The sequence below is a fragment of the Streptomyces sp. BRA346 genome (genome assembly GCF_052851135.1).
On the sequence record NZ_JAIWIH010000002.1, the window covers coordinates 116,997 to 143,136 of the forward strand.

The 26,140-nt window shown below is 72.5% G+C and carries 21 protein-coding genes, 1 pseudogene and 1 riboswitch; of the genes and pseudogenes, 12 read left to right on the forward strand and 10 right to left on the reverse strand.

The window, feature by feature from the left end; genetic code table 11:
- Positions 1 to 58: 58 nt before the first annotated feature.
- The 3 genes from LCH29_RS02225 to LCH29_RS02235 all read left to right on the forward strand — a co-directional run bounded on the left by LCH29_RS02225 (position 59) and on the right by LCH29_RS02235 (position 5,560).
- Positions 59 to 2,092: an RICIN domain-containing protein gene (locus LCH29_RS02225; RefSeq protein ID WP_446459960.1), complete on the forward strand. Its 2,034-nt coding sequence runs from the start codon at positions 59 to 61 to the stop codon at positions 2,090 to 2,092.
- Positions 2,093 to 2,236: 144 nt separating this feature from the next.
- Positions 2,237 to 4,135, forward strand: a complete 1,899-nt coding sequence (locus tag LCH29_RS02230) for a glycoside hydrolase family 9 protein (protein ID WP_446459961.1) — start codon at positions 2,237 to 2,239, stop codon at positions 4,133 to 4,135.
- A gap of 90 nt (positions 4,136 to 4,225) precedes the next feature.
- Positions 4,226 to 5,560, forward strand: a complete 1,335-nt coding sequence (locus LCH29_RS02235; RefSeq protein ID WP_446459962.1) for an NAD-binding protein — start codon at positions 4,226 to 4,228, stop codon at positions 5,558 to 5,560.
- Between the two features lie 10 nt (positions 5,561 to 5,570).
- Here the strand turns inward: LCH29_RS02235 and LCH29_RS02240 are convergent, their stop codons facing one another.
- Positions 5,571 to 7,529, reverse strand: a complete 1,959-nt coding sequence (locus LCH29_RS02240; RefSeq protein WP_446459963.1) for a phosphatase PAP2 family protein — start codon at positions 7,527 to 7,529, stop codon at positions 5,571 to 5,573.
- Between the two features lie 122 nt (positions 7,530 to 7,651).
- Positions 7,652 to 8,293 (reverse strand): YceI family protein, encoded by a 642-nt coding sequence (locus LCH29_RS02245; protein ID WP_446459964.1) that lies wholly within the window; start codon positions 8,291 to 8,293, stop codon positions 7,652 to 7,654.
- 456 nt (positions 8,294 to 8,749) lie between these two features.
- Here LCH29_RS02245 and LCH29_RS02250 point away from each other — a divergent pair.
- A pseudogene (locus tag LCH29_RS02250) lies at positions 8,750 to 8,949 on the forward strand (FAD-binding protein); the annotation flags it as partial.
- Between the two features lie 19 nt (positions 8,950 to 8,968).
- Here LCH29_RS02250 and LCH29_RS02255 read toward each other — a convergent pair.
- Together LCH29_RS02255 and LCH29_RS02260 are read right to left on the reverse strand one after the other, a co-directional pair.
- Positions 8,969 to 10,114, reverse strand: a complete 1,146-nt coding sequence (locus LCH29_RS02255; RefSeq protein WP_446459965.1) for a Glu/Leu/Phe/Val family dehydrogenase — start codon at positions 10,112 to 10,114, stop codon at positions 8,969 to 8,971.
- 120 nt (positions 10,115 to 10,234) lie between these two features.
- Positions 10,235 to 11,149, reverse strand: a complete 915-nt coding sequence (locus LCH29_RS02260; RefSeq protein ID WP_446459966.1) for a LysR substrate-binding domain-containing protein — start codon at positions 11,147 to 11,149, stop codon at positions 10,235 to 10,237.
- A 250-nt stretch (positions 11,150 to 11,399) separates the two neighbouring features.
- On the opposite strand from LCH29_RS02260, the gene LCH29_RS02265 reads away from it, so the two are divergent.
- Genes LCH29_RS02265 through amaB form a run of 3 tightly spaced genes read left to right on the forward strand, consistent with a single transcriptional unit; the run spans position 11,400 to position 15,513 of the window.
- Positions 11,400 to 12,506, forward strand: coding sequence for an NAD(P)/FAD-dependent oxidoreductase (locus tag LCH29_RS02265; RefSeq protein WP_446460277.1), 1,107 nt, complete (start codon positions 11,400 to 11,402; stop codon positions 12,504 to 12,506).
- A 42-nt stretch (positions 12,507 to 12,548) separates the two neighbouring features.
- Positions 12,549 to 13,952, forward strand: a complete 1,404-nt coding sequence (gene hglS, locus LCH29_RS02270; protein WP_446459967.1) for a 2-oxoadipate dioxygenase/decarboxylase — start codon at positions 12,549 to 12,551, stop codon at positions 13,950 to 13,952.
- 31 nt (positions 13,953 to 13,983) lie between these two features.
- Positions 13,984 to 15,513, forward strand: coding sequence for an L-piperidine-6-carboxylate dehydrogenase (gene amaB / locus LCH29_RS02275; RefSeq protein ID WP_446459968.1), 1,530 nt, complete (start codon positions 13,984 to 13,986; stop codon positions 15,511 to 15,513).
- A gap of 3 nt (positions 15,514 to 15,516) precedes the next feature.
- Here the strand turns inward: amaB and LCH29_RS02280 are convergent, their stop codons facing one another.
- Both LCH29_RS02280 and LCH29_RS02285 read right to left on the reverse strand, forming a co-directional pair.
- A complete protein-coding gene (locus tag LCH29_RS02280; protein ID WP_446459969.1) occupies positions 15,517 to 16,401 on the reverse strand; it encodes a fructosamine kinase family protein in 885 nt (294 codons plus the stop codon).
- The gene (locus LCH29_RS02285; protein WP_446459970.1) at positions 16,398 to 16,862 is read right to left on the reverse strand and encodes a low molecular weight protein-tyrosine-phosphatase; all 465 of its coding nucleotides are present in this window, start codon (positions 16,860 to 16,862) and stop codon (positions 16,398 to 16,400) included. Before LCH29_RS02285 ends, LCH29_RS02280 begins: the two co-directional genes overlap by 4 nt.
- 68 nt (positions 16,863 to 16,930) lie before the next feature.
- On the opposite strand from LCH29_RS02285, the gene LCH29_RS02290 reads away from it, so the two are divergent.
- The gene (locus LCH29_RS02290) at positions 16,931 to 17,422 is read left to right on the forward strand and encodes a MarR family winged helix-turn-helix transcriptional regulator (RefSeq protein WP_446459971.1); all 492 of its coding nucleotides are present in this window, start codon (positions 16,931 to 16,933) and stop codon (positions 17,420 to 17,422) included.
- A 4-nt stretch (positions 17,423 to 17,426) separates the two neighbouring features.
- On the opposite strand, the gene LCH29_RS02295 is transcribed toward LCH29_RS02290, so the two are convergent.
- A complete protein-coding gene (locus LCH29_RS02295) occupies positions 17,427 to 18,977 on the reverse strand; it encodes a carboxylesterase/lipase family protein (protein ID WP_446459972.1) in 1,551 nt (516 codons plus the stop codon).
- 151 nt (positions 18,978 to 19,128) lie between these two features.
- On the opposite strand from LCH29_RS02295, the gene LCH29_RS02300 reads away from it, so the two are divergent.
- A complete protein-coding gene (locus LCH29_RS02300) occupies positions 19,129 to 19,284 on the forward strand; it encodes a DUF6131 family protein (RefSeq protein ID WP_446460278.1) in 156 nt (51 codons plus the stop codon).
- Positions 19,285 to 19,301: 17 nt separating this feature from the next.
- On the opposite strand, the gene LCH29_RS02305 is transcribed toward LCH29_RS02300, so the two are convergent.
- Complete coding sequence (locus LCH29_RS02305; protein WP_446459973.1) at positions 19,302 to 20,156, reverse strand: LysR family transcriptional regulator; 855 nt, start codon at positions 20,154 to 20,156, stop codon at positions 19,302 to 19,304.
- 68 nt (positions 20,157 to 20,224) lie between these two features.
- Between LCH29_RS02305 and LCH29_RS02310 the strand changes: the two genes are divergently transcribed.
- The 3 genes from LCH29_RS02310 (at position 20,225) to LCH29_RS02320 (ending at position 24,664) form a co-directional block, all read left to right on the forward strand.
- Entirely contained in the window at positions 20,225 to 21,163 is a 939-nt protein-coding gene (locus LCH29_RS02310) for an EamA family transporter (protein ID WP_446459974.1), read from the forward strand.
- 69 nt (positions 21,164 to 21,232) lie between these two features.
- Positions 21,233 to 21,432: riboswitch (cobalamin riboswitch) on the forward strand.
- A 28-nt stretch (positions 21,433 to 21,460) separates the two neighbouring features.
- A complete protein-coding gene (locus tag LCH29_RS02315) occupies positions 21,461 to 22,561 on the forward strand; it encodes a HoxN/HupN/NixA family nickel/cobalt transporter (protein WP_446459975.1) in 1,101 nt (366 codons plus the stop codon).
- 126 nt (positions 22,562 to 22,687) lie between these two features.
- Positions 22,688 to 24,664, forward strand: a complete 1,977-nt coding sequence (locus tag LCH29_RS02320; RefSeq protein ID WP_446459976.1) for an aconitate hydratase — start codon at positions 22,688 to 22,690, stop codon at positions 24,662 to 24,664.
- Between the two features lie 162 nt (positions 24,665 to 24,826).
- On the opposite strand, the gene LCH29_RS02325 is transcribed toward LCH29_RS02320, so the two are convergent.
- Both LCH29_RS02325 and LCH29_RS02330 read right to left on the reverse strand, forming a co-directional pair.
- Positions 24,827 to 25,513 (reverse strand): GAF and ANTAR domain-containing protein, encoded by a 687-nt coding sequence (locus LCH29_RS02325; protein WP_446459977.1) that lies wholly within the window; start codon positions 25,511 to 25,513, stop codon positions 24,827 to 24,829.
- Positions 25,514 to 25,553: 40 nt separating this feature from the next.
- Positions 25,554 to 26,099, reverse strand: coding sequence for an aconitate hydratase (locus tag LCH29_RS02330; protein ID WP_446459978.1), 546 nt, complete (start codon positions 26,097 to 26,099; stop codon positions 25,554 to 25,556).
- Between the last annotated feature and the right edge of the window lie 41 nt (positions 26,100 to 26,140).

Sequence of the window (26,140 nt, forward strand, 5' to 3'; positions counted from 1 at the left end):
CCCCGCGGGCACGGCGGCCGGTCCACCGAAGCGTCCGCACACGAGTTGGGAGCACACGTTGGCACGCCGTACCCGCACACGACGCCTCCTGGGAACCATCGGAGTCACCGCCCTGGCCACCGGGGCGGCCCTCATCACCGCCCCGCCGGTGACCGCGCAGGCCACGGCCGATGCCGTCACCGTCTCACCCGATCCCACGTACCAGGCGGACAGATTCGAGGGCTGGGGCACCAGCCTGGTCTGGTTCGCCAACGCCACCGGCGACTACCCCCAGGAGATCCGCGAGAAGCTGGCCCGGCTGCTCTTCGGGGACAGCGGCCTCGCCCTCAACATCGCCCGCTACAACATCGGCGGTGGCAATGCCCCGGACGTCAAGGACTACCTCCGCGCCGGGGGAGCGGTCGAGGGCTGGTGGAAGGCCCCGGAGGGCACCACGCGCGAGGACACCGACTGGTGGAGCGCGGACGACAAGGCCGACTGGAACCCGGACGCCGACGCCACCCAGCGCTGGTGGGTCGACCGCATCAGAGGCGACATCGACCACTGGGAGACGTTCAGCAACTCGCCGCCCTGGTTCATGACCAAGAGCGGCTATGTGTCCGGCGGCTTCAACGCCACCGACGAACAGCTCAAGCCGGAATCCGTCGACGACTTCGCCGCCTATATGGCGGGCGCCACCAAGCGGCTGGAGAAGGCACACGGCATCAAGGTCGACACCGTCGACCCGTTCAACGAACCCAACACCAACTACTGGAGCACCCGCCTGGGAGCCGACGGCGAGCCGGTCGGCGGACGGCAGGAGGGCGCGCACATCGGCCCGGAGGTCCAGCAGAAGGTGATCGGCGCGCTGGCGCCCGCCCTGAAGAAGGCGCGGACCGGCGCGAAGATCTCCGCCATGGACGAGACCAACCCCTCCATCTTCACGCAGAACTGGAACACCTACCCGCAAGCGGTGCGCGACCTCGTCGGCCAGATGAACGTCCACACCTATGGCACCGGCGGCCGCACCAGCGCGCGCGACCTCGCCAAGGCGGCGGACAAGCCGCTGTGGATGAGCGAGGTCGAGGGCGACTGGGGCGACGGCCAGAGCTTCACCGATATGCGGCCCGGCCTCGGCCTCGCCCGGCAGATGGTGGACGACCTGCGCGAACTGGAGCCCAAGGCCTGGGTGTTCTGGCAGCCGGTCGAGGACTACGACAACATGAAGCCCGGCGGGGAGTCGGCCAAGGGCGGGAACTGGGGCAGCATCCAGATCCCCTTCAGCTGCACCTCCAAGGACACGCTCAAGACCTGCCCCATCCGAACCAACACCAAGTTCGACACGGCCCGCAACTTCACCCACTACATCAAGCCCGGCGACCGGCTCATCAAGACCGATGACACCTCCAGCGCCGCGGCCGTCTCCAAGAAGGGCAACGCGGCCACCGTCGTCCACGTCAACAGCGGCGCCGCCGAGCGTGCCGTCACCCTCGACCTGTCCAAGTTCGGCAAGGTCGGCCGCCACGCGACCGTCACCCCCGTGGTGACCAGCGCCGAGGGCAAGCTGGAGCGGCAGGACGCCATCGAGGTGACGGAGAAGAAGGCCACCTTCACCGCGCCCGCCCAGTCCGTGACGACCTTCCTCGTCAAGGGCGTGTCCGGGGTGGCCAAGGACGCCGCCGAGCTGCGCAAGGGCCACACGTACGAGCTGACCGGTGTCCAGAGCGGCAAGGCGCTCACCGTCGCCGACGACGGCACCAAGCTCGTCATCAAGGGCGCGGACACGGCCGCCACCGGCCAGAAGTGGCAGCTGCGCCAGATCAGCGGCGACACCGGCAACCGGCAGCGGTACGTGTTCACCAACCCCGTGGCGGGCAAGCGGCTGGCCGTCCGGGACGGCGCACCGGTGCTGGAGCCGGACCACGGGAAGCGTGACAAGGCCACCCAGTGGATCATGTCGACCACCGGTGACGGCACCTGGACCCTGGTCAACGCGGCCACCGGCCGGCTGCTGGAGGTGGGCGGACAGGCCACGCAGGACGGCGCCGCCGTCACCGTCTGGACCCCGACGTCCGGCGCGAACCAGCGCTGGAAGGTCTCCGACGTGAGCTGATGTCGGTGAGTTGGCGTCTGTGAGCTGACGTCCGGAGTCCCGTCTACCTCAATTGAGGTAGACGGGACTCCGTCGATATGCGTAGCCAGATTTCGACTAAGCGTACGAAGCAGCAGGTCAGGGCCACTTCCTAGGCTCTGGGACATGGCTCTACATGTCGAACGATGCCCGCGCGTGCTGGGCGCGGCCATCGCCACGGCCGTCGCCGCCGGTCTGGCGCTCGGCGCCCTGGCCGCACCCGCCGCCGGGGCCGCGGACGGCCGCACCGCCCAGGGCGCCGAGAAGCCCCGCCCCAAGGCCCACACCGGCTCGCCGGTGCGGGTCAACCAGGTCGGCTATCCGACGTACGGCCCCAAGCAGGGCACCGTCGTGACCGGCGCCACCCAGCCCCTGACGTGGACGCTCAAGGCGGCCGACGGCACCAAGCGGGCCAGTGGCCTCACCACCCCCGCGGGCGTCGACCCCAGCTCCCGGCAGCGCGTGCAGACCTTCGACTTCAGCAAGGTCACCGACGCGGGCGAGGGCTACACCCTCACCATCGGCGGGCAGAAGAGCGAGCCGTTCACCATCGGCGACCACCTCTACGGCGCGCTGCGCGACGACTCGCTGGCGTACTTCTACCACAACCGCAGCGGCATCAAGATCGACAAGGACCTCGTCGGGGCCCGGTACGCCCGCCCCGCGGGCCATGACGAGGCCGCCGCGCACCGCGGCGACACCGACGTCCCGTTCCGGTGGCACGGGTCCGACTACCGGCGCAATGTCTCCGGTGGCTGGTACGACGCCGGTGACCAGGGCAAATACGTCGTCAACGGCGGCATCTCCGTCGCTCAGCTGATGTCCGCCTACGAGCGCACCCGCACCACCCAGGGTGCCAACGGCGACGCGCTGAGTGACGGCAAGCTGCGGGTGCCCGAGCGCGGCAACGGCGTCCCGGACATCCTCGACGAGGCGCGCTGGGAGATGGACTTCCTCATGCGCATGCAGGTCCCCCGGGGCAAGCCGTACGCCGGAATGGCGTTCCACAAGATGCACGACAAGAAGTGGACCGGGTTCCCGACGCGGCCGGACCAGGACAAGCAGCCGCGGGTGCTGCGTCCGCCGTCCACCGCGGCCACCCTCAACCTGGCGGCCGCCGCCGCGCAGTGCGCGCGCCTCTTCCAGCCCTACGACCCGGACTACGCCGCCCGGTGCCTGGAGACGGCCCGGACCGCCTGGGCCGCGGCCAAGAAGCATCCGAAGATGTTCGCCAGTGACAAGGACTCCATCGGGGGCGGCGCGTACGGCGACCGCCACGTCGGCGACGAGTTCTACTGGGCCGCCGCCGAGCTGTTCCTCACCACCGGTGAGGACACCTACCGCACGGCCGTCCTCCGCTCACCGCTGCACGGCGACGTCGACGCGCTCTTCCCGCGCGGCGGCGCCCTGTCCTGGTCGGCGACCGCGGGCCTCGGCGCCCTCGACCTGGCCACCGTCCCCAGCAAGCTCACCGCTGAGCAGCGCGCCGCCGTGCGCGCGACGGTGACGAAGGCCGCCGACGCTTATGCCTCGGACTCCGCGAAGTCGGCCTACGGCGTTCCGTACGCGCCGAAGGGCGGAACGTACGAGTGGGGCTCCAACAGCCAGGTGCTGAACAACATGGTCGTGCTCGCCACCGCACACGACCTGACCGGCAAGCCCCGCTACCGCGACGCGGTGCAGCGCGGCATGGACTACCTGCTGGGCGGCAACCCGCTCAACCAGTCCTATGTCACGGGCTACGGCGAACGGAACTCGCACCGTCAGCACCACCGCTTCTGGGCGCACCAGATCGACGCCAGGCTGCCGAGCCCGGCCCGCGGTTCGCTGGCCGGTGGCCCGAACTCCGGGCTGGAGGACCCGGTCTCGGCCAGGAAGCTGAAGGGCTGCGCCCCGGCCATGTGCTACACCGACGACATCATGGCGTTCTCCACCAACGAGATCACCATCAACTGGAACGCGCCCCTGGCCTGGGTGTCCTCCTACCTCGACGACGTTGAGCATATGTCTGAGCGGCGCCCCTGACCGTGTGGCATCTGTTCATGGTGGCGCGGTGTCCGCACGCCTACCGTGTGCGGGCATACGCCACGGTCGAGCGCGTCGAGGAGGAGCCGGATGCGGGAGGTGCACACCCCCGACACGCTCGGTGAGCGGTACTTCGTCGTGATCGGCGGCGAGGTGGCGCGCAAGGTCTGCGGCTCCCTGCGGGCGGCCGGACACCGGGTGCGCCACTTCGCCCAGCCCACCGACGAGGACCTGCGCCAGGCGCTGGACCGGGAGGTGGCGGGTGTCGCGATCCTGCTCGAGGACGACGCCGAGTCCCTGCGCTACGCGCTCGCGGTGGAACACATCCACCCCAAGGTCACCCTCGTGGTGACGATCTTCGACCGGACCGTGGCCGACCAGCTGGTGCGTGTGGTCCCGAACTGCCAGGTCACCTCCCCGGCCGACGTGGCCGCGCCGGTCCTCCTGGCGGGCTGCCTCCAGCCCGATCTGCTCGCGCTCACCAGGACGGCCTCGGGCCACGCGGGCGCCCGCTGGGACGGGGACACCGTGCGCCTCCAGCCGTACCGGCCACCGCGTTCCCTGCGGTACCGGGCGTGGCTGGGGAAGTTCCGGGGGCAGCTGCGGCCGCACGACGGCAGTTCGCGGATCATGCTGATGGGCTTCGCCGGGCTGCTCGCCGTGCTGCTGACGGACTGGGTCTGGCTGGTGGCCCTGCACCACCGCACCCCCGTCGAGGCGTTCTTCGAGGCGGCGCGCACCGTGGCCGCCGTCGGCCCGGCGCTCGCCCACGGCTCGCACGCGTATCTGATGTTCTCCGGCCTCGCGATGCTCATCACCATCGTCTTCACCGCCGTCTTCACCGCCGGTGTGGTCGACCGGCTGCTCGCCCCGCGGGCGGTCGGCATCGTGGGCCCGCGCGCCCTGCCCCGGGGCGGCCATGTGGTCGTCGTCGGGCTGGGACAGGTGGGGCTGCGGCTGTGCACCCAGCTCCAGGACCTGGGCATCGGTGTGATCGCGGTCGAGCGGAACCCGGCGGCCCCGAACCTCCGGCTGGCCAGGGCGCTCGGAGTGCCCGTCGTCGTCGCCGACGCCACGGACAAGTTCGTGCTGCGCAAGCTCCGCCTCGGGCGGGCGCAGGCGATGGCCGCGGTGGCGTCGGACGACCTGGACAACATCTCCGTGTCGGTGGCGGCGCTGGCCGTCGCGCCCGAGCTGCGCGTGGTGATGCGCGCGGGGGACCACGAGGCCATCGCGGAGACCCGCTCGCTGTTCAAGATCGGTCTGGTGCACGACCTGGGCAGCCTGAGCGCCGCGTACACCACCGCGAGCCTGACCGGACTCCGGCCGCGCGGGGTGCTGGCCCACGGCAAGCGGCTCCTGGTGGAGGGCGCGGACGGCGCGTTCGTGCCGTGGCCGCAGCCGGAGCGCTGCGGCCACCCCTGACCTCGGGGGATCACCTCAGCGTTACGGTGAGCGTGTCCCGGGAGTACGACGGCACGGCGGTGTACGTGTGCCCCTCCGCGCGGACCCTGATGGCGGCGAACCGGCCGTGCAGCCCGCCGCGGGCGTGCAGCACCCTGATGCGGGTGTGCCGGGCGGGGGAGTGGCGGCCGTCCAGCCGGATGTCCAGGACACTGCCGTCGCCGAGCACGGCGGACCGGGCCACCGTGAGCGCCGGCGTACCGCCGTCGGCGGTGGCTGCGACCACCTCCAGCGTGGCGCCGGAGGCCACGACGAGGCCCCGCCGCGCCCGTACCCCGCCGGGCGACGCGAGCCGCAGGGTGCCGCCGTGGACCCGGACCTCGCCGGTGCCCAGGGCTTCCGGAGACCCCGCGGCCAGGGTTCCCGCCTCCACCCGGGTGCCGCCGCCGTAGCGGTTGCGGCCGGTGAGGGTCAGGGTGCCCGTGCCCCGTTTGACGAGGCCGCCGTCGCCGGTGATGTCGTTGCGCCAGGTGTCGGCCGCGCCGAACCCGCCTCGCCCCGCGTCCATCTCCACGCGTACGTCGTGGTCGAAGGCCCCGTAACCGTCCGCCGCGGCGAAGAGGTTGAGCCGCCCCCACTGCTCGGGCCCCTCCAGCAGGGCGTACCCGGAGGGGACGGCGGTGGTGCGCAGCACCTCCCGGCGCTGGTGCGCGGTGAGGTAGGGCAGCCGGGTCTCGATGAGCACTTCGGCACCCTTGGGGACGGTCATCTCGCGGTGTCCGCCGCCCCTGGGCAGGACATAGGTCAGACGTGAGGTGAACGCGCGGGCGTTGGCGGCGCGATCGGCGTACGGGTCGGTGTCCGGGCCCGCCGCGTGCGCGGTGTCCCACAGCGTGTCGGCCGTGGTGCCGGTCCGGGAGCGGAGGTAGTCGGCGGCCTGCCGGCGCGCGGCGGCCTTGAGCCCGGCGTTGGCCGGGTCGTACAGCGCCGCGGCGGCCAGCGCGGTGGCCAGGATGCGGCCCCCGATGACGTCGAGCGCGGAGTGCATGCCGGACAGGATCCGGGTGTGGGAGGCCGCGGAGGCATGGGTCAGCAGTTCCTGGAACCGCTCGGGTATGGCGTACGCCAGCGCGAGACCGGCCAGGTACAGCGCGTTGGTGTGACCGCTCGGGAAACCACCGTCCTCGGCCGGTGTGCTGCCGCGCTGACGCAGCAACTGGGGGGTGACGGCCACCTCGGAGGCGTAGACGGGGAAGCCGAAGGCGTCCGTGGCGCCGGTGGCGACGACCTCGCTGTGCTCCGTCATCCGCCAGGGACGCGGGTACTGGTACCCGTACTTGGCGGGGTTGCCCGACGCGTACGGGCCGCGCAGCCTCTGCACGAGCCGGACGACGTCGCCCAGGTCCGAGTCGGTGGCCCCGGCCCCGATGGCGGAACCGGCGGGTGCGCCGGGCGGCACGGCGTCACTGACGGTGGTGGCCGGCGTGGTGTCCGGGGCGCTGGTGATGCTGGTGACGGCCTTGGCACCGGTGCGGTAGACCTCGGTGAGCGGGCCGAGGCCGCCGGTGGCCGCGTAACTCTGGTCCTGGCGGTCGTAGATGAACGATTCCCGCGCCTGGGCGTCGGTGCGCCGCCCGGTGAGGGCGATCGAGTAGCGCATGTTGGCGCGCAGCACACCGGCCGCGAGCGGGGTGCCGTTGTTCCAGGCCGTGCCGGTGTGCCAGAGCCGCTGCACACCGCTGAGGATGCGGAGGGCCGCGTTGGTCTCGGGGGTGAGGTTGGCCGTGGTGTTGGTCTTGTAGTCGTCGACGAAGGCCGTGAGGGCCCGCTCGGCCGTCTTCTCCGCCGCCCGGGCCAGGGGGCCGGGCAGGAGGGCTAACGCGGTCGGGAGGGTGATCAGACCCGCCGGGACCGAGGCGGAACGCCGGAGGAAACCCCTGCGGTCCAGGGTGGGTTCCGCGGACCGGCCGGGGGAGGTACGCGCCGTCATGCTGCCCTCGCGATTCTCGTCGTAAGCGCTTGCTGAAGACTTGACGCGACGGAAGTGTAGAGGGCCTCCGCGGCAAGGAGTGACGGGAGGCGGCGGTTGTCATGGGGGCGTGCGGCGCGGGGTCAGCCCGCGGCGGGGTTGCGGATGGCCGCGATGTCGAACTGGAGGCGGACCTTCTCGCTCACCATGGCCCCGCCCTGGGCCAGTTTGGCGCTGTAGGTCAGGCCCCAGTCGGAGCGGTTGATGGTGGTCGTGCCGTCGAAGCCGACGCGCTCGTCGCCGAAGGGGTCGGTGACGTGGCCGATGTAGGTCAGCTCCAGGACCACCGGGCGGGTGGCGTCTCTCATGGTGAGGTCGCCGGTCATGCGGTACACGTCCTGGCCCGCGAGCTCCACCTCGCGGCTGCGGAAGCTGATGCGCGGGTAGGTCCGGGCGTCCAGGAAGTCGCGGCTCATCAGGTGGGCGTCCCGCTGCTCGACACCGGTGTCGACGCTGGCGCTGGACAGCACGATCTCGGCCCGGGAGCGGGCCGGGTTCCGGCCGTCGAAGTAGAGGAGGCTCTCATATTCGGTGAACGCGCCGCGCACCGTGGTCACCATGGCGTGCCGGACCGAGAAACCGATCCTGCTGTGCGCCGCGTCGATGATCCATTCCCCGGTGAGGGCCGACAGCCCGGGAGCCGCCTCGGCGGCGCGGTCGGGGGCGGCCGGGGTGTCCTGGGTGGCCGTGGAGCGGGGCGAGAAGTTGCGAGTAAAAAGTTTCATAGGGCATCTAGTTACTGCACGGGTGAGTTTCGCTGCAAGTCCTGTTCTGGAACCGACCCGGGACTGTTGGACGTCACCCTACCGTCCGGTCCGTAATTCCCCTCGCGAAGAACGGTTCCGTGGTCGCGGCTCCGGCACCGGGTCTTCACATGTCAACGGCGGGCGCGGAGTGCCGGATGACGGTGAATCAGCGGACGAAACACTCTTTGCGTACCGGGCTTCGCGCCGAATTCCGGTACCACTGCTTTAACTTTGCGATACCTGCCTTCACTGGTCGTTTCACTTCTTCAAAATATCTCCACGAACCCGTCCGGCTGTGGTGGATCATGTGGGGGTGCCGTCATTCCCGGCCCAGCCAGGTGGTCAGGGCCCACCACCGGCGCAGGGTGTCCAGCGATCCGCCGCGGCCGCCGGGACGGGTGTCGGTCAGTGAGGTGCCGGTGATCTGCTGGAACCGGCCTCCGGACCGATCTGTCAGGGCGTGTCCTGGACGCCACCGGCGGGCCGGTCCCCGGGCTGTACGCGGCGGGGAGGCCGCGGGGTTCGGTGGCGGCGGTGTCCATGGATACCGCTCCCTGGAGGGCACGTTCCTGGGCGGCTGCCTGTTCTCGGGCCGTCGGACGGGGCGGGCCGCGGCGGAGGCCACCGCGACCTGACCCCTCTGATGGGAAGCCCTCAGACGGGCAGGCGTCCCTTGCTGCGCATGGCCGCGCGGACGCGGTCCTCGGCCAGCCCGCGCCCGGCCGCGTGCGGAGTCGTGCCACGGCGCTCGGCCTCGTCCAGGACGGTGACCGCGTTCGCGCGCAGCCGACCGGAGATCGTCTCGAAGATGGTGCGGGTCTCGGGCCGGAACCCGGAGTAGCGGGCGTCCATGGCGAACGCGGCGGCCACGACACCCCCGGCGTTGGCCACGAAGTCGGGCAGCACGGTGATGCCGCGCCCGGCGAGGACTTCCTGGGCCGCCGGGGAGGTGGGCAGATTGGCGCCCTCGACCACCAGTCCGGCCTTGATCAGGTGGGCCGTACGGTCGTCGATGACGTCCTGGAGGGCGGCGGGCACCAGGATGTCGCAGTCGACGGTGAGTTCCTGGCCGGAGGCGAGCACCTCGCCCTCGGTGTGCCGGACGACGAAGTCGTCGCCGTGCTCCTCGCGGGCGGCCAGCAGGGAGCGTACGTCCAGCCCGCTGGGGCCGTGCAGCGCACCGCGGGCCGTGGACACGGCCACGACGGTGGCGCCCAGTTCGGCGAACCGCGCCGCCGCGGCGGCGCCCACCGCGCCGAACCCCTGGATGGCCACCCGGCAGCCGGACAGGGGCAGCCCGCGGCGCTGCGCGGCGGCGTCGGTGGCCTCGGCGATGCCGTAGCCCGTGACCCCGAGCTTGTCGTAGGCGACGCCGCCCAGGTGTTCCGGGGTGCCGACGGCCGCGCCGCGGTCCCCCAGCTCGTCCTGGATGATGGCGGCGTCGCTCTCGGTCAGCCCCATGTCCAGCCCCATGACGTATTCGCGGGGCACCTCGTTGGACAGCGCGCGGGCGAACGCGCGCAGGATCGCCTCCTTGTCGCGGGACCCGGGATCGGCGGCGATGCCCGCCTTGGCGCCCCCGTAGAAGAGGTCGACCCCGGCCCACTTCCACGTCATGACGCGGGCCAGACGGGCGACTTCCCCGACCGTCACCGTGGGGCTCATCCGGGTTCCGCCCTTGGCCGTGCCCCGGGCCGTGTTGTCGATGACCAGCACGCCCTTCATGCCGGTGCGCCGGTGGGAGACGACGACGATCTTCTCGGGACCCCAGTCGTCGACGAGGGAGAGTGCGTCAGCCACGTCCGTCCGTCCTTCTCCGTAGATCGATGGATCCGTGGTCCACCTCACGATGTGGCCGGTGGCACCGCCCCGACAAGGGGCGGCAGGGCGACAGAATTGATACCGCGGAACAAGGGACGCTTATGCTCGCCCGCCCAGCCCCGTCTGCGCCACGGCGCGCAGGACGTCGACGAGCGCCACCACGGTGGGCCGCCGCTCGGCGGCGCAGCGGAACACCACGACGATGTGCCGCTCGACCGTCTCCCGCAGCCGCACCACATCGAAGCGGGAGGGCCGCAGCCTGAGCATCAGATCCGTCACCGTGCTCACCCCCACCCCCGCCTCCACCAGCGCCAGCGTCGCCGCGGTGTCCGTCACCTCGTGCAGCACCTCGGGCTCGACGCCCGCCCGGCGGAACGCGGTGCGCACGGCCCGCCCGTAATAGCTCTCGGCGGACGGCAGGATCCACCCCAGGCCGCGGGTCTGCGCCATGGTGACGCTCTCCCGGCGGTCCATCGAACCCGTCGGCACCGCGAGCGAGAAGCGCTCCCGGTGCAGCCGCATCACCCGCAGGGCCGGATCGCGCGGGATCGGTACGTCCGGATAGTCGAGCCCGAGCGCCAGATCCACGGCCCCGGAGGCCACCGCGTCGTACACCTCGTCCACGTCCATGTCACGGCTGTGGACCGTCAGCCCCGGATGCTCCTCGCGCGCCGTGCGCAGCGCCGGGGGCAGGATCTCGGCGGCGGCCGTGGCGAACAGGCCGACCAGCAGCGTGCCCGAGGCGTCGTTGCGGGTGCGCTCCAGCGCCTCGACGGCCTCGGCCTCCGTGGACAGGATCCGCTCGGCGTGCCGGGCCAGCGTCATCCCCGCGTCGGTCAGCTCCACCCGTCGCCCGGTCCGCCGCAGCAGCTCCATGCCGGTGGCCTTCTCCAGCGCCGCGATCTGCTGCGAGACCCCGCCGGGGGTATATCCGAGGGACTCCGCCACCGCGGTGATGGTGCCGCGCCGGGTCAGTTCGACGAGGGAACGCAGCTGGGCACTCGTCCAGTCCATATAGGAACCCTAATAGATCACGAGCAATAACTGTTCATGGACGTCAACGGTCGGGGTGCTGCACGATGACCGGCAGATAACTGATCGGCATCGTCCTGCACTGCGACAGCCGCGGCGCGCCGGGCCGGAGGTCCCTCCGGCCCGGCGCCCGCCTCGGGAAGGGACCGGCCGCTTGTCCTCCTCGCCCTCCTCGTCCTCCTTCCGCACCGTTCCGCCCGCCGCCGACGTCGTGATCATCGGCGGCGGGGTCATGGGCACCAGCGCCGCCTTCCACCTGGCCGAGGCCGGAGTGACGGACATCGTCGTCGTCGAACGCGGCGACCTGGGCTGCGGCAGCTCCGGCAAGCCCATCGGCGGCGTCCGCGCCCAGTTCTCCGACCCCCTCAACATCCAGCTGGGCAGCCGGAGCCTGCGCGCCTATCAGGACTTCCCGCACCGCCCCGGCGCCGACATCCGGCTCGACAGCGTCGGCTACCTCTTCCTGCTCACCAGCGAGCAGCAGGCCACGGACTTCGAGGCCTGCGTCAGGACCCAGAACGCCCTCGACGTGCCCAGCCGCATGATCGGCCCGCAGGAGGCCCGACGGCTGTGCCCCTACGTCAGCACCGAAGGACTCGTGGCCGCCGTCCACTCGCCCACCGACGGCCACGCCCGCCCCGGTCTGGTCATCGAGGGCTACGCGCGCGCCGCAACCCGGGCGGGCGTGCGCGTAGCCACCCACACCGCCGTCACCGCCATCGACACCGCGGGCGACCGGATCACCACCGTGCACACCGACCACGGGCCGATCTCCTGCGCCACCGTCATCTGTACCGCGGGCGCCTGGTCGGCCCAGATCGGGGACATGCTGGGCGTCCACCTCCCGGTGCGTCCGGTGCGCCGTCAGATCGCCTTCACCGCCCCGCTCACCCCGCCCGCCCCGCGCATCCCGTTCACCATCGACTTCGCGTCCACGGCCTACTTCCACAACAGCGACGACGGGCTGCTGTTCGGTCTCGCCGACCCCGGCCAGGCAGACGGCTACGACACCACCTGGACCCCGGAGTGGCTGGAGCTGTTCCGCGCCGCCGCACGGCGTCAGGCCCCGGCCCTGGCCGACATGGAGACGGTCGACGGCTGGGCCGGGCTCTACGAGATCACTCCGGACCACAACGCCCTGATCGGCCGTTCCGGCGAACTCGGGAACTTCCTTTACGCGACCGGGTTTTCCGGGCATGGCTTCCTCCAGGCCCCGGCGGTCGGTGAGATCGTCCGGGACCTGTACCTGGACCGCACACCGCATCTCGACGTCACACCGTTCAGCGCCGACCGCTTCACGACCGGCGCGGAAACGCGTCCCGAAGCCCATGTGGTGTAACGCCAACTGGTGTGAACCGCCAACCGAAAGGCAGCACTCTCGATGACCAGCCGGACACTCCGCCAGTGGCAGCTGCGCGCCGCGTTCGCCGCCCGGCTCTCGGACATGTACGGGCGGGAGGTCCCCGCCTACACCACCCTCGTGGACGTCTCCCGCGAGGTCAACGACGACGTGCTGCGCGCCCGGGGCGCCGACGCCGAGCGGCTGGGCTCCATCGGCCGGGTCACCGCCGAGCGCCACGGCGCGATCCGGGTCGGCACCCCCCAGGAGATGAACCAGGTCGCACGCGTCTTCGGCGCCCTCGGCATGCGTCCGACCGGCTTCTACGACCTGCGCGAGGCCGCCGCCAGCGCGGTACCCGTCATCTCCACCGCCTTCCGCCCCACCGACGGCGAGGAGCTGGCGCGCAACCCGTTCCGCGTCTTCACCTCCATGCTCACCCCCGCGGACCCGCGGTTCTTCGACGACGACCTGCGCGCCCGGCTGGAGACCTTCCTCGCCGGGCGCGAGCTGTTCCCCCCGGAGCTGCTCGCCCTCGCCGACCGGGCCGAGGCGACAGGCGAACTGCCGGAAGCGGAGGCCGAAGACTTCCTCCGGCTGGCCGTGCGCGCCTTCGAGCTGTCCACCGAGCCGATCGACCAGGGCTGGTACGCGACGCTGGAGCGGGTCTCCGCCGTCGCCGCGGACATCGGCGGCGTCCGCAGCACCCACATCAACCACCTCACCCCCCGCGTCCTGGACATCGACGAGCTGTACCGGCGCATGACCGACCGCGGCATCGAAATGATCGACACCATCCAGGGACCTCCGCACTGGGACGGCCCCGATGTGCTGCTGCGCCAGACGTCCTTCCGCGCCCTCGCCGAACCCCGGGCCATGCGCACCGCCGACGGCGACGTGACCAGCGGCTCCCTGCGGGTGCGGTTCGGCGAGGTCGAGGCGCGCGGCATCGCCCTCACTCGCGAGGGCCGGGCCCTCTACGACCGGCTGCTGACGCAGATCGACCAGGAGGCCGCCGCCCGCCCCGACGCGGACCGCGGTGACATCGCCCGCGCGCTGTGGGCGGAACACCTCCCCGCCACCGAACGGCAGCTCGCCGAGCGGAAGCTGGGTTACTTCACCTACCACGTGGTGCCCGACCGGCCACGGGACGGCAGCCGTCCGCCCGCCGACGTCGGCGAGCTGGTGGACCGGGGCTGGCTGCGCGCCGAACCCATCGTCTACGAGGACTTCCTGCCCCGCTCCGCGGCCGGCATCTTCCAGTCCAACCTCACCGGCGAAGGCGCACGCAACAACGACCACGCGGGCACCGCCTACGACAGCGCCTGGCTGTCCGGCGCCATCGGCCGCGACGTCCTCGACCCCTTCGCCCTCTACGAGCGGCAGCAGAACGACTCCATCGCCCGGGCCGCCCGAGCGCTGGAACTCGACGGCGCGCTCGGCTGACTACGGACCCGACACTTCCCGAGGGAGCCCCATGACCAGCACCGCCCTTCCCACCACCGAGGACCTGCGCGGCCGGGCCCGCACCGCCCTGGAGCGCGTCGGCGTGACCGTCCCGGAGGGCAGCGGACTCACCGCGCGCACCCCGATCACCGGCGACCACCTCTTCGAGCTGGCCGCCGCGACCCCGGCCGACGCCGAGGACGCCATCGCAGCCTCCCGTGCGGCCTTCCTCACCTGGCGCACCACCCCCGCCCCCCGGCGCGGTGAACTCGTGCGCCGTCTGGGCGAGTTGCTGCGCGACCACAAGAGCGACCTGGCCGACCTCATCACCATCGAGGCGGGCAAGATCCGCTCCGAGGCGCTGGGCGAGGTCCAGGAAATGATCGACATCTGTGACTTCGCCGTCGGCCTCTCCCGCCAGCTCTACGGACGCACCATCGCCTCCGAACGCCCCGGCCACCGGCTCGCCGAAACCTGGCACCCGCTCGGCGTGGTCGGCGTCATCTCCGCGTTCAACTTCCCCGCCGCCGTCTGGTCCTGGAACACCGCCGTCGCCCTGGCCTGCGGCGACACCGTGATCTGGAAGCCCTCCGACCTCACCCCGCTGATCTCCCTGGCTTGCGACCGGCTCCTCGCCCGGGCCGCCGAGGACGTCGGCGCGCCCCGCGACGTCCACCGGCTGCTGCTCGGCGACCGCGCCGTCGGCGAGAAGCTCGTGGACGACCCCCGCGTCGCCCTCGTCAGCGCCACCGGCTCCACCCGCATGGGCCGCGAGGTCGGCCCCCGCGTCGCCGCCCGCTTCGGCCGCAGCCTGCTCGAACTCGGCGGCAACAACGCCGCGATCGTCGCGCCCTCCGCCGACCTCGACCTCGCCGTCCAGGGCATTGTGTTCGCCGCGGCCGGCACCGCCGGGCAGCGCTGTACGACGCTGCGCCGCCTCATCGTCCACCGCGACATCGCCGACACCCTCGTCGCCCGGCTGACCGCCGCCTACCACAAGCTCCCCATCGGCAACCCCTTCGACGAGGACACCCTCGTCGGCCCGCTCATCTCCACCGCGGCCCTCGACACCATGCGGAGCGCCCTCACCCGCGTCCAGGCCGAGGGCGGCAAGGTCCTGGCGGGCGGCAACCGCCGCCTGGCCGACGCGCTCCCGCAGGCCGCCTACGCCGAACCCGTCATCGTCCGGGTGGACGAGCAGAGCGAGGTCGTACGGGAGGAGACCTTCGCGCCGATCCTGTACGTGCTGACGTACGACACCCTCGAGGAGGCCATCGCCCTGCACAACGACGTCCCCCAGGGCCTGTCGTCCAGCATCTTCACCCGCGACCAGCAGGAAGCCGAACTCTTCCTCTCCGCCGAGGGCTCCGACTGCGGCATCGCCAACGTCAACATCGGCACCTCCGGCGCCGAGATCGGCGGCGCCTTCGGCGGCGAGAAGGAAACCGGCGGCGGCCGCGAGTCCGGCTCCGACTCCTGGCGCGCCTACATGCGCCCGGCCACCAACACCATCAACTACTCCAGCCAGTTGGCCCTCGCCCAGAACGTCAGCTTCCTCTGACGGTCAGCCCGCCAGGGCGGTGCGGGCCGCCGCGAGGGCCTGTTCGGCGTAGCCGCGTCCGAACAGCACCGCGTGCACCAGCAGCGGGAAGAGCTGGTGCAGCCCGATGCGGTCCGCCCAGCCGTCGGCGAGCGGCGACGCCTCCTGGTAGCCCTCCAGCACCCGGTCCAGATGCGGACAGCCGAACAGGTGCAGCATCGCCAGATCGGTTTCCCGGTGTCCGCCGTGCGCGGCCGGGTCGATCAGCCACGCCTGCCCGTCGGCGCCCCACAGCACGTTGCCGTTCCACAGGTCGCCGTGCAGCCGGGCGGGCGGCTCGGCCGGGCCCGCCAGGGCGGGCAGCCGCTCGCAGACGCGCTCGATCGTGGCCGCCTCGGTGGCGCGCACCGTGCCGTCGTCCACGGCGCGGCGCAGATAGGGCAGCACCCGGTGCTCGGCGTACCAGCCCGGCCAGTCGTCGCCGGTGGCGTTGCGCATCGGGGCGAGCCCGATGTACGCGTCCTCGGGGCCACCCGGCGGCGGGGCACCGAACGCGGGCGCGCCGGACGCGTGCAGCGCCGCCAGGTCGCGGCCGAACCGCGCCGCCGCGGGGGCGCCCGCCCGGCCGGACGGGACCCGCTCGGTCACCAGCCAGCGCGGATCGTGGCCGTGCACCACCGGGACGCGGACCGTGCCGGTGTCGGCCAGCCAGCGCAGCCCCGCCGCCTCCGCCTCCACCGCGCCGGGGTCGTCACCGCGCTTGACCATCACCGCCTGCCCGCCGTCGAGGGTGACTTCGGCGAGCGCCCCGGACATCGCGCGCTCGCCGGTCACCGGGCGCCCGGTGAGGCGGGCCGCCGCCGCGCCCGGGCCTTCGCCGGTTCCGGCCGGGTCCGGACCGGCGGTCATGCGTCCACGCGCTCGCGCGCCCAGGCGAGCAGGCCGGGCGTCGCGGCCTCGATCATGTCCAGCACCGTGTCGAATGCCTCCGGGCCGCCGTAGTACGGATCGGGCACGTCCAGGTCGCCCGTCGCGTGCGGGTCGAAGGACCGCAGCATCCGGACCCGCGACGGATCGTCGACCAGGCGGCGCAGCGCCCGCTCGTGGCCGCCGTCCATCGCCAGGAACAGGTCGGCGTCCAGATGCTCGGCGCCGACCTGCGCCGCGACGTGCTCGACCGGATACCCGCGCCGCACCAGCACCTCACCGGCCCGTTCGTCGACGGCCTCGCCGACGTGCCAGGGGCCGATACCGGCACTGGTGACCCGCACCGCGCCGTCGAGCCCCGCGCGGCGCAGATGCTCGGCGAAGACCAGCGCGGCGGACGGCGAGCGGCAGATGTTCCCGCTACAGACAAAGCAGATGTGCACGGCCACCAGGGTAGGGGGTGGGCCGCGAGCTGTGTCCCCGCCTGCCGCCGAACGGTACCGTCACGATCATGACCCCGTTAACCGATGGCCTCACCGACCAGGCCCCGGCCGATCCCGCCGCCACCGACGACATGCTGGCGAGCCAGCCGGTCGGCTACTGGACCGGCCTGGCCCACACCACCGTCACCCGGCATCTGCGCGACGCGATGGCCAGGATCGACGTCACCCAGCCGCAGTACTGGGTGCTCAACTGCGTGCACTCCTGGCCCACCGCGCCGAGCCGCGAGGAGGTGGCCGACCGGCTGACACCCGTCGCGGACGGCCCGCACGAGATGCCCCGCGTCGTCGACCAGCTGCTGCACCGCGGCTGGCTCCGCGCGGACGCCGACCGCCTGCACCTCACCGACGCGGGCGAAGCCGCCCGCGTCCGGCTGCGCGCCCTGGTCACCGAACTGCGGGCCGTCGTCCACGAGGGCGTCGGCGACGAGGAGTACGCCGCCGCGCTGAAGGTGCTGCGCACGATGGTCGCCGACGTCCAGCGCGCCGAAGGCGTGACGTGAGCGGTCAGCCGAGCAGCGGCAGGGCCGGGAAGGTGTGGTCCTGCCAGAGGAGCCGGGAGGTCTCCTCCGGGTAGGCGGTGATCTCGGGCTCCGCGTCGAAGACCTGGGTGAGGCGGCGGTCGGGGTCGTACGCGGGCCAGCCCGGGTCGCCCGTCGTGGCGAACGCGGTCCAGGCCGTACGGAAGCGGGACGACAGGGCCTCGGCCTCCGGCGAGGGCCCGGAGCCGTCGAACAGCAGCAGGCCGAGGTCGGCGTCGAAGGTGCCGAACAGCAGCGGTATGTCCAGGCCGTGGCAGGCGCCCATGACGCCGCCGCCCGCCGGGGCGGGCCAGGTCAGCTCGTACACGTGCGCCCGGCCGCCCCCGGCCACCTGGGCCTCGGCCAGCCGCAGCGAGGGCATGTGGAACAGCCAGTCGGACTGGACCCGCTCGTGGAGTTCGGCGGGGGAGGCTTCGGGGAAGGCGGCGCGATAGGCCCGTTCGCCGTCCGGGCCCGGCCCGAACGCGCGCAGCGCCGCCGCCGCTTCCTCCTCGCCCGCCAGGCCGAGCTGCTCGCCGAGCGCGAGGAACAGCCGGTACTCGTCCCGGTTGTGCCCGGCGATCAGCTCCACGTCGCGGGCCGAGCCCGCCGCCAGCGCCTGCCACGGGGTGGTCGGCAGCACCTCGCCGTCCACGACGGGCGCGAAGGGGGTCAGCGTGTGCACGACCTGCCCCCACCGCTCCTCGTACCGGCGCATGGCGGGGCCCAGCGCCTCGCCCGCGGAAGGCAGTTGCCGCGGATCCACCGTGGACAGGTCGGCGGCCGTCGGCCGCCGACCCGCCTCGGCGGCGAGCGCGCCCGCGATGTCCCGGGCCAGCTCGGCGGAGAAGTACGTGCCCGGCACGCTCTGCGCGATGGCGCGCCGGAACAGCCCCGCCGCGCTCGGCATGGCCAGCAGCGAGGCCACCGATCCGGCTCCGGCCGACTCCCCGAAGACGGTGACCCGGCCGGGGTCGCCGCCGAACGCCGCGATGTTCTCCCGCACCCATTCCAGGGCCGCGACCTGGTCGAGCAGGCCGCGGTTGGCGGGCGCCCCGTCGATGTGGGCGAAGCCCTCGATACCGACCCGGTAGTTGAGGGTGACCACGACGACGTCGCCGTCACGGGCGATGCGCCGGGCGTCGTAGCCGGGGCTGCCGGAGTGGCCGAGCTTGTAGGCGCCGCCGTAGAGCCACACCATCACGGGGCGGCGGGCGGCCGGGTCCGGCTCGGGCGTCCACACGTTGACCGTCAGCCAGTCGTCGCCCGTCGGCGCCTCCAGGACCCCGGCGCGGCCCACGAACCCCGACTCCTGCGGGGGCGGCGGCCCGAAGACGTACGCGTCCCGCGTCCCCTCCCAGGAGCGCACGGGGCGCGGCGCCTGAAACCGCGCGTCCCCCACCGGCGGCTCGGCGAACGGGATGCCGCGGAACACGGCCAGACCGCCCTCCCGGCGGCCGCGCACCGCACCGGCGGCGGCGCGCACCACGGGCCCGGCGGTCCCGGTCGCCGACTCGCTGGACTCGGCTGTCGTCATCGATGACTCCTCACGGTTCCTGGTGAACACGTCGGGAGCCACGATGCCCGAGCCGCGCCCGGATGCCCCCGGCGGGGTGCGATCTGTTGGCACGGCAGGCGGAAGAGGCAGATAGTGGAGGTGGAGCACTCTCGTGAAATCGGAGGACGCCATGATTGTCCTCGGGATCATTCTCCTCATCATCGGTCTGCTGACCGGCATCGCCGTTCTGTGGACGATCGGCATCGTCCTTCTCGCCATCGGGGCGGTCCTGTGGGCCCTGGGCGCTACCGGTCACGCGGTCGCCGGACGCCGGCACTTCTACTGAGGCGCAGACCGACGGGGTCACCCCGTGCGGTACAGGGCGGTGATCAGCTCGATCACCGCCTGCCCCGCGGGGTGCGGATCGTCCCGCCACCAGCCCAGCCGCACCGCGATCGGCTCGGCGTCGCGCACGGGCCGGTACACGATGCCGGGCCGCGGATACTGGTGCGCGGTCGACTCCGCCGTCATCCCCACGCAGCGGCCCGTGGAGATCAGGTTGAGCCAGTCGTCGACGTCGTGCGTCTCCTCGGTGTCCGGGCGGGAGCCGGGCGGCCACAGCTCGGGGGTGGTGGTGCCGGTCCGCCGGTCGACCAGCAGCGTGCGGTCGCTGATGTCGGCGAGCCTGATGGAGCGGCGCCGGGCCAGGGGGTCGTCCGCCGCCATCGCGCACAGCCGCCGCTCCAGCCCCACGATGGCGGAGTCGAAACGCTGGTCCTCCAGCGGCCTGCGCAGCACGGCCAGGTCGCAGGCCCCTTCCGCCAGACCGGCCGTGGTGGCGTTGACGCGGACGAGGTGCAGATCGGTCTCCGGATGGGCGGCGGCCCAGCGGCGCTGGAAGGCGGGGGTGTGACTGCCCAGCGCCGACCACGCGTAACCGATCCGCAGCCGTGTGTGACCAGACGTGGCCTCCCGCACCAGGTGGTCCACCTCGCCCAGCACCCGCCGGGCCTGCGCCACCACCCGCAGCCCGGTGCCGGTCGGGGTCACCGTCCGGGAGGTACGCCGCAACAGGCGCACCCCGAGGGCGCGTTCGAGCGAGGCCAGCGTGCGGGACACGGCCGCCTGGGAGACCCCGAGCGCGATCGCGGCGTCGGTGAAGGTGCCCTCGTCCACGATCGCGACGAGACAGCGCAACTGCCGCAGCTCCACATCCATAACCCAAGCGTATAGGTACGTCGTCCAACGCATTTTGCGCAACGGCCGCGCGACCGCACGATCAGGGTATGGACGCAGCCCACGCCCCCGCTTCCGCTCCTGCTCCCGCCCAGCCGACCGCCACGTCACACCGCGCCGGTCCGGACCTGCCAGACGCCCCGGGCCGGAAACCGGCCGGGCACCCGCTGGCCGGTGTGCTCACCATGGCCGGCAGCGGCCTGTCCAACCAGACCGGCGCCGCGATCGGCTCCCTCGCCTTTCCCGTGCTCGGGGCCTCCGGTGTCGTCGCGGTACGCCAGTACGTCGCCGCCATCGTCCTGCTGGCCGTCGGCCGCCCCCGCATGCGGTCCTTCACCAAGCAGCAGTGGTGGCCGGTGCTGCTGCTGGCCCTGGTCTTCGGCGCGATGAACCTGTCCCTGTACAGCGCCATCGACCGCATCGGCCTCGGGCTCGCGGTGACCCTGGAGTTCCTCGGCCCGCTCACCATCGCCCTGTCCGCCTCCCACCGCCGCACGGACGCGTGCTGCGCGCTGGTCGCGCTGGCGGGAGTGGTCACCCTGATGCGTCCTCAGCCCTCCACCGACTACCTGGGCCTCGGCCTCGGGCTGCTGGCCGCCGCCTGCTGGGCGTCGTACATCCTGCTCAACCGCACCGTCGGCCGCCGCGTCCCCGGGGCGCAGGGGTCGGCGGCGGCCGCGGCGGTCTCCGCCGTGCTGTTCCTGCCCGTGGGCATCGTCATCGCCGTGCAGCACCCGCCGACGCCGGGGGCGGCCGGTTACGCCATCGCGGCCGGTGTCCTCTCCTCCGCCGTGCCCTACCTCGCCGACCTGTTCACGCTGCGCCGCGTCCCCGCCCAGACCTTCGGGCTCTTCATGAGCGTCAACCCGGTCCTCGCCGCCGTCGTCGGATGGATCCTGCTCGGCCAGGGCCTGGGGTGGACCGAGTGGGCGAGCATCGGCGCCATCGTCGCGGCCAACGCGCTCAGCATCCTCACCTCGCGCGCGTGACCGCTGCCGAACCGCACGTGCGTGACCGCTGCTGAAAGTGCGGCACTTGCCGGTTTTGCGGGGTGCCGCCTACAGTTGCCGCGCCGTGGTGTTCGGGAAGCCGGTGCGAAACCGGAGCGGCCCTCGCCACTGTGATCGGGGAGTTCTCGTCCCGTTCCGCGGCCGCAGGACCGGGCCGCGGAGCCACTGGCCGCCTCGCGCGGCCGGGAAGGCAGGGGCGGTCGCGTCGACCCGTCAGCCAGGAGACCGGCCGCGGCATCTCACGAAGTGATCCACGAGGTGCTGGAGCGTGACCGCATGACCCTGCCCACCGCATTCGCATGGCGGCGCGAGGACACCGTCCGGACCGCCGGGCTGCTGGCGGTGATCGTCGCCCTGCACGCCGTCGCCTTCGGACTGCTCTTCCTGGTGGTCACGCCGCAGCACTACGAGGTCGGCGCCAAGACGTTCGGCGTCGGCCTCGGGATCACCGCGTACACCCTGGGCATGCGGCACGCCTTCGACGCCGACCACATCGCCGCCATCGACAACACCACCCGCAAGCTGATGGCCGACGGCAAGCGGCCGGTGTCGGTGGGCTTCTGGTTCGCGCTCGGCCACTCCAGCGTCGTGGTGCTGCTGGCCGCGCTGGTCGCCGGGGGTACGCAGCTGGCGGGCGCCCTGGTGAACGAGGACTCGGGCACCCACCAGGTCCTCGGGGTCATCGGCACCACCGTGTCCGGGACCTTCCTCTACCTCATCGCCGCGCTCAACCTGGTCGCCCTGCTGGGCATCCTGCGGGTGTTCCGGGCGATGCGCGCCGGGCAGTTCGACGAGTCGGAGCTGGAGGCGCACCTGGACTCGCGCGGCTTCATGAACCGTGTCCTGGGCCGCTTCACGAAGTCCATCACCCGGCCCGGCCAGATGTACCCGCTCGGCTTCCTCTTCGGGCTCGGCTTCGACACCGCCACCGAGGTTACGCTGATGGTGATGGCCGGGAGCGGCGCCGCCGCGGGACTGCCCTGGTACGCCATCCTGTGCCTGCCGCTGCTGTTCGCCGCCGGGATGAGCCTGTTCGACACCCTGGACGGCACCTTCATGAATTTCGCCTACCAGTGGGCGTTCTCCAACCCCGTCCGCAAGGTCTTCTACAACCTGGCCATCACCGGCCTGTCGATCGCGGTGGCCTTCCTCATCGGTACCATCGAGCTGGTGGGCGTGCTCCACGACAAGCTCGCCCTGCGGGACGCCGTCACCGGCTGGATCTCCGGGCTGAACCTGGACAACGTCGGGTTCATCATCGTCGGCCTGTTCGTCGTGGTGTGGGCCGCGGCGCTGGCCTACTGGCGGATCGCCAAGGTCGAACAGCGCTGGGCCGTCCGCACCGCCCCGGCCGCCGCGGACGCGGACGGCGGCTGACGCCGGGCCCGGGGCGCCCGTCCGGGTGACTGTGCCGGGGGGCCCGGCATGGCGGCCGCGGAACGGGAACCCGCATGGTGGCGCCCGGACCGTCCGGCAGCGCCACACCGGGAAGGCGGTACCGCTATGGGTCTGCCCCATGGCCACGCACACGGCACCGTGACGCAGCGGCTGATCGGCGACCACCTCGTGTCCGGCAGCATGCGGCCGGGGGAGGAAATCGCGCTGCGCGTGGACCAGACGCTCACCCAGGACGCCACCGGCACCCTGGTGATGCAGGAGCTGGAGGCGCTGGCGCTGGACCGGGTCCGTACGCAGGTCAGCGTCCAGTACGTCGACCACAACATCCTCCAGGCCGACGAGCGCAACGCCGAGGACCACCTCTTCCTGCGCTCGGCCGCCCGCCGCTTCGGCCTGTGGTTCTCCAAGCCCGGCAACGGGGTCTCCCACCCGACGCACATGCAGCACTTCGGCGCCCCCGGCAGAACGCTCGCCGGATCCGACTCCCACACCTGCGCGGGCGGCTCCCTGGGCATGCTGGCCATCGGCACCGGCGGCCTGGAAGTCGCCCTCGCCATGGCCGGACGGCCCCTCCACCTCACCATGCCGGCGATCTGGGGCATCCGGCTGACCGGGGAACTGCCGCCGTGGGTCAGCGCCAAGGACGTGATCCTGGAGATGCTGCGCCGTCACGGGGTGCAGGGCGGCGTCCACCGCGTACTGGAGTACCACGGGCCCGGCCTGGCCTCCCTCACCGCCATGGACCGGCACGTCATCGCGAACATGGGGGCGGAACTCGGCGCCACCACCACCGTCTTCCCCTCCGACGGCGCGGTGCGCGACTTCCTGGCGGGGGTGGGGCGGGGCGAGGACTTCGTGGAGATCGTCGCGGACGAGGACGCCGCTTACGACCTCGACGAGGAGATCGACCTGTCGTCCCTGGAGCCGCTGATCGCACGGCCCACCTCCCCGGGCAACGTCGTGCCGGTCCGGGAGGCCGCCGGGGAGCCCATCGGGCAGGCGGTCCTCGGCTCCTCCGCCAACCCCGGTTTCCGCGACTTCGCCGTCCCGGCGGCCATGGTGGCGGGGCGGCAGACGGCGCCCGAGGTGAGCTTCGACATCAACCCGACGTCCCGCGAGATCCTCCAGGACCTGACGCGCTCGGGTGCCACGTTCGACCTGATCGCCGCCGGTGGCCGCATCCATCAGTCGGGCTGTCTGGGCTGCATCGGCATGGGCCAGGCCCCCGCGGCGGGGCGCAATTCGCTGCGTACGTTCCCGCGCAACTTCCCCGGCCGCTCCGGCACCGAGGACGACGCGGTGTGGCTGTGCTCACCGGAGACCGCCACGGCCTCCGCGCTGACCGGCGTCATCACGGACCCGCGCGACTGGGCCGACCGCCTGTCCGCGGCCCCGCCCACCCCGGACGTCCCCGCACCGGCGTCGGTCAACGTCGCCATGCTGGAGCCGCCGCTGCCGCCGGACGAGGCCCGCCGCGTCCAGCTGCGGCGCGGCCCCAACATCTCCGCGCTGCCCGACCTCGATCCGCTGCCCGACACCCTGGAAGGCCCGGTCCTCCTCAAGGCCGGTGACGACGTCTCGACCGACGAGATCTCCCCGGCCGGGGCGAAGGCCCTGCCGTACCGGTCCAACATCCCCAAGCTGGCCGAGTTCACCCTGACCCGGCTGGACCCCGACTACCCCCGGCGCGCCGCGTCGGTCCGGGACGACACCGGACACCTCATCGTCGCCGGGGCGAACTACGGTCAGGGCTCGTCCCGCGAACACGCCGCCATCACCCCGCGCTACCTCGGCCTACGGGCGGTCATCGCCAAGTCGTACGCCCGCATCCACTGGCAGAACCTCGCCAACTTCGGCGTCCTCGCCCTCGAATTCGACGACCCCGGCGACTACGAGCGCATCGGGACCGACGACCGGCTGCGCCTGCCCGGGCTGCACGCGGCCCTCGCCCGGACGGACGACCCGACGCTCCGGGTGCGCAATGACACCCGGGACGAGGAGTACCTGCTGCGCCACCGGCTCTCCCCGCGGCAGTGCGAGGCGGTCCTCGCGGGCGGCATCATCCCGGCCCTGGCCCGCTGACGGGACATCACTCATCGGGCCCGGGCGCGCATGCATACGGCTCCGGGCGGCGGGTACTCGCCGCCCACGCTGTCGGCGAGACCCCCGGGGGAAAGCGACGGCCAGGCTCTTCCGGTCCAGAATGCGGGCCGGTGGAGCCGCCCGGCGGCGGCATGGCGGCGGTCAGTCGTCGATGCCGCCGCTCTCACAGACCCGCCGGGCGATCTCCCGCAGCTTGATGTTGCGTTCCTGGGACACCCGCCGCAACACGTTGAAGGCGTCGTCCTCGCTGACCTTGAGGCGCTCCATCAGGATGCCCATGGCCTCGCCGATGGTGTGCCGGGTGGAGAGCGCCTGCTGGAGCTGGTCGGCGGTGCGGGCGCTGGAGAACGCGACCGCGGCGTGCGAGGCCAGCAGCCAGCCCGCCGTCTCACTGCCCTTGGTGAAGATGCCCGTGCTCCGCGAATAGAGGTTCAGGGAGCCGAGTTCCTCTTCCCGCGTGTAGAGCAGGAATCCCATCATGCTGCCGACACCCAGGTCGCGGGCCCGGTGCCCGAACTCGGGCCATCGCTCCTGCGGCTCGGCGAAGTCCTGGATCCGGTAGACGGGCTCGCTGCGGAGCGCGGCGTCGAAACACGGGCCCTCACCGGTCCGCTCCTGCAATTGGTCGGAGCGGACCACCAGCCCGTCGGTCGGGGCCAGGGTTTCCACCCGCTTTCCATGGAGGACCAGGATTCCGGCCGCGTCGCACCCCTCGACGATCTCCACGGCGCATTCGGTGATCCGCTCCAGCGTCCCGTCCACCGAGTCCTGCGCCAGCAGGTCCCGCGCCATCACGGCCAGCTGCTCCGCGAAGCTCTCCCAGTCCATGCACACCGCTCTCTTTAGAGGTCATCCGCCCGCAGGGCCATCATGGGCCCTCGAGGGAGCGGCGGACCACGTAGGGCAGGATCCCGCCGTGGCGCAGGTAGGCGAGTTCCTGCCGGGAGTGGATGCGCAGCCGCAGCTCCGCTGTGGTGTGGCGATCGTCACCCCCGTGGAGACGCAAGATCACCCGGTTGGTCCCGACGCGCAGCTCGCCGAGTCCTTCGAAGGAGAGGTCCTCTTCTCCGGTGAACGCGTGGGCCGCGGCGCTGTCGCCCTCGGCGAACTCCAGCGGCATGACGCCCATGCCGATCAGGTTGCTGCGGTGGATGCGCTCGTACGACTCGGCGACGACCGCGCGCACCCCCAGCAGGGCCTGGGCCTTGGCCGCCCGGTCGCGGCTGGAACCGGCGCCGTAGGCGCGGCCCGCGACGACGACCAGGTCGTAGCCCGCGTCGCGGTAGGTGGGCGCGGCCTCGTACACGGGCAGGACGCGGGTGCGGTCGGCCGTGTACGTGTGCGCGCCCGCACCGGACCGGATGCCGGGCAGCAGGTTGGTCACCGCCGGGTTGGTGAACGCGCCGCGCAGCATGGCCTCGTGGTTGCCGCGGCGGGTGGAGTACGCCGCGCACC

Coding starts and splice junctions, on each gene's coding strand:
- LCH29_RS02230 (WP_446459961.1), top strand. CDS start 2,237: ATGGCTCTACATGTCGAACGATGCCCGCGCGTGCTGGGCGCGGCCATC.
- LCH29_RS02235 (WP_446459962.1), top strand. CDS start 4,226: ATGCGGGAGGTGCACACCCCCGACACGCTCGGTGAGCGGTACTTCGTC.
- LCH29_RS02240 (WP_446459963.1), bottom strand. CDS start 7,529: ATGACGGCGCGTACCTCCCCCGGCCGGTCCGCGGAACCCACCCTGGAC.
- LCH29_RS02245 (WP_446459964.1), bottom strand. CDS start 8,293: ATGAAACTTTTTACTCGCAACTTCTCGCCCCGCTCCACGGCCACCCAG.
- LCH29_RS02260 (WP_446459966.1), bottom strand. CDS start 11,149: ATGGACTGGACGAGTGCCCAGCTGCGTTCCCTCGTCGAACTGACCCGG.
- LCH29_RS02265 (WP_446460277.1), top strand. CDS start 11,400: ATGGGCACCAGCGCCGCCTTCCACCTGGCCGAGGCCGGAGTGACGGAC.
- hglS (WP_446459967.1), top strand. CDS start 12,549: ATGACCAGCCGGACACTCCGCCAGTGGCAGCTGCGCGCCGCGTTCGCC.
- amaB (WP_446459968.1), top strand. CDS start 13,984: ATGACCAGCACCGCCCTTCCCACCACCGAGGACCTGCGCGGCCGGGCC.
- LCH29_RS02280 (WP_446459969.1), bottom strand. CDS start 16,401: ATGACCGCCGGTCCGGACCCGGCCGGAACCGGCGAAGGCCCGGGCGCG.
- LCH29_RS02290 (WP_446459971.1), top strand. CDS start 16,931: ATGACCCCGTTAACCGATGGCCTCACCGACCAGGCCCCGGCCGATCCC.
- LCH29_RS02295 (WP_446459972.1), bottom strand. CDS start 18,977: ATGACGACAGCCGAGTCCAGCGAGTCGGCGACCGGGACCGCCGGGCCC.
- LCH29_RS02300 (WP_446460278.1), top strand. CDS start 19,129: ATGATTGTCCTCGGGATCATTCTCCTCATCATCGGTCTGCTGACCGGC.
- LCH29_RS02305 (WP_446459973.1), bottom strand. CDS start 20,156: ATGGATGTGGAGCTGCGGCAGTTGCGCTGTCTCGTCGCGATCGTGGAC.
- LCH29_RS02310 (WP_446459974.1), top strand. CDS start 20,225: ATGGACGCAGCCCACGCCCCCGCTTCCGCTCCTGCTCCCGCCCAGCCG.
- LCH29_RS02315 (WP_446459975.1), top strand. CDS start 21,461: ATGACCCTGCCCACCGCATTCGCATGGCGGCGCGAGGACACCGTCCGG.
- LCH29_RS02320 (WP_446459976.1), top strand. CDS start 22,688: ATGGGTCTGCCCCATGGCCACGCACACGGCACCGTGACGCAGCGGCTG.
- LCH29_RS02325 (WP_446459977.1), bottom strand. CDS start 25,513: ATGGACTGGGAGAGCTTCGCGGAGCAGCTGGCCGTGATGGCGCGGGAC.
- LCH29_RS02330 (WP_446459978.1), bottom strand. CDS start 26,099: ATGCTGCGCGGCGCGTTCACCAACCCGGCGGTGACCAACCTGCTGCCC.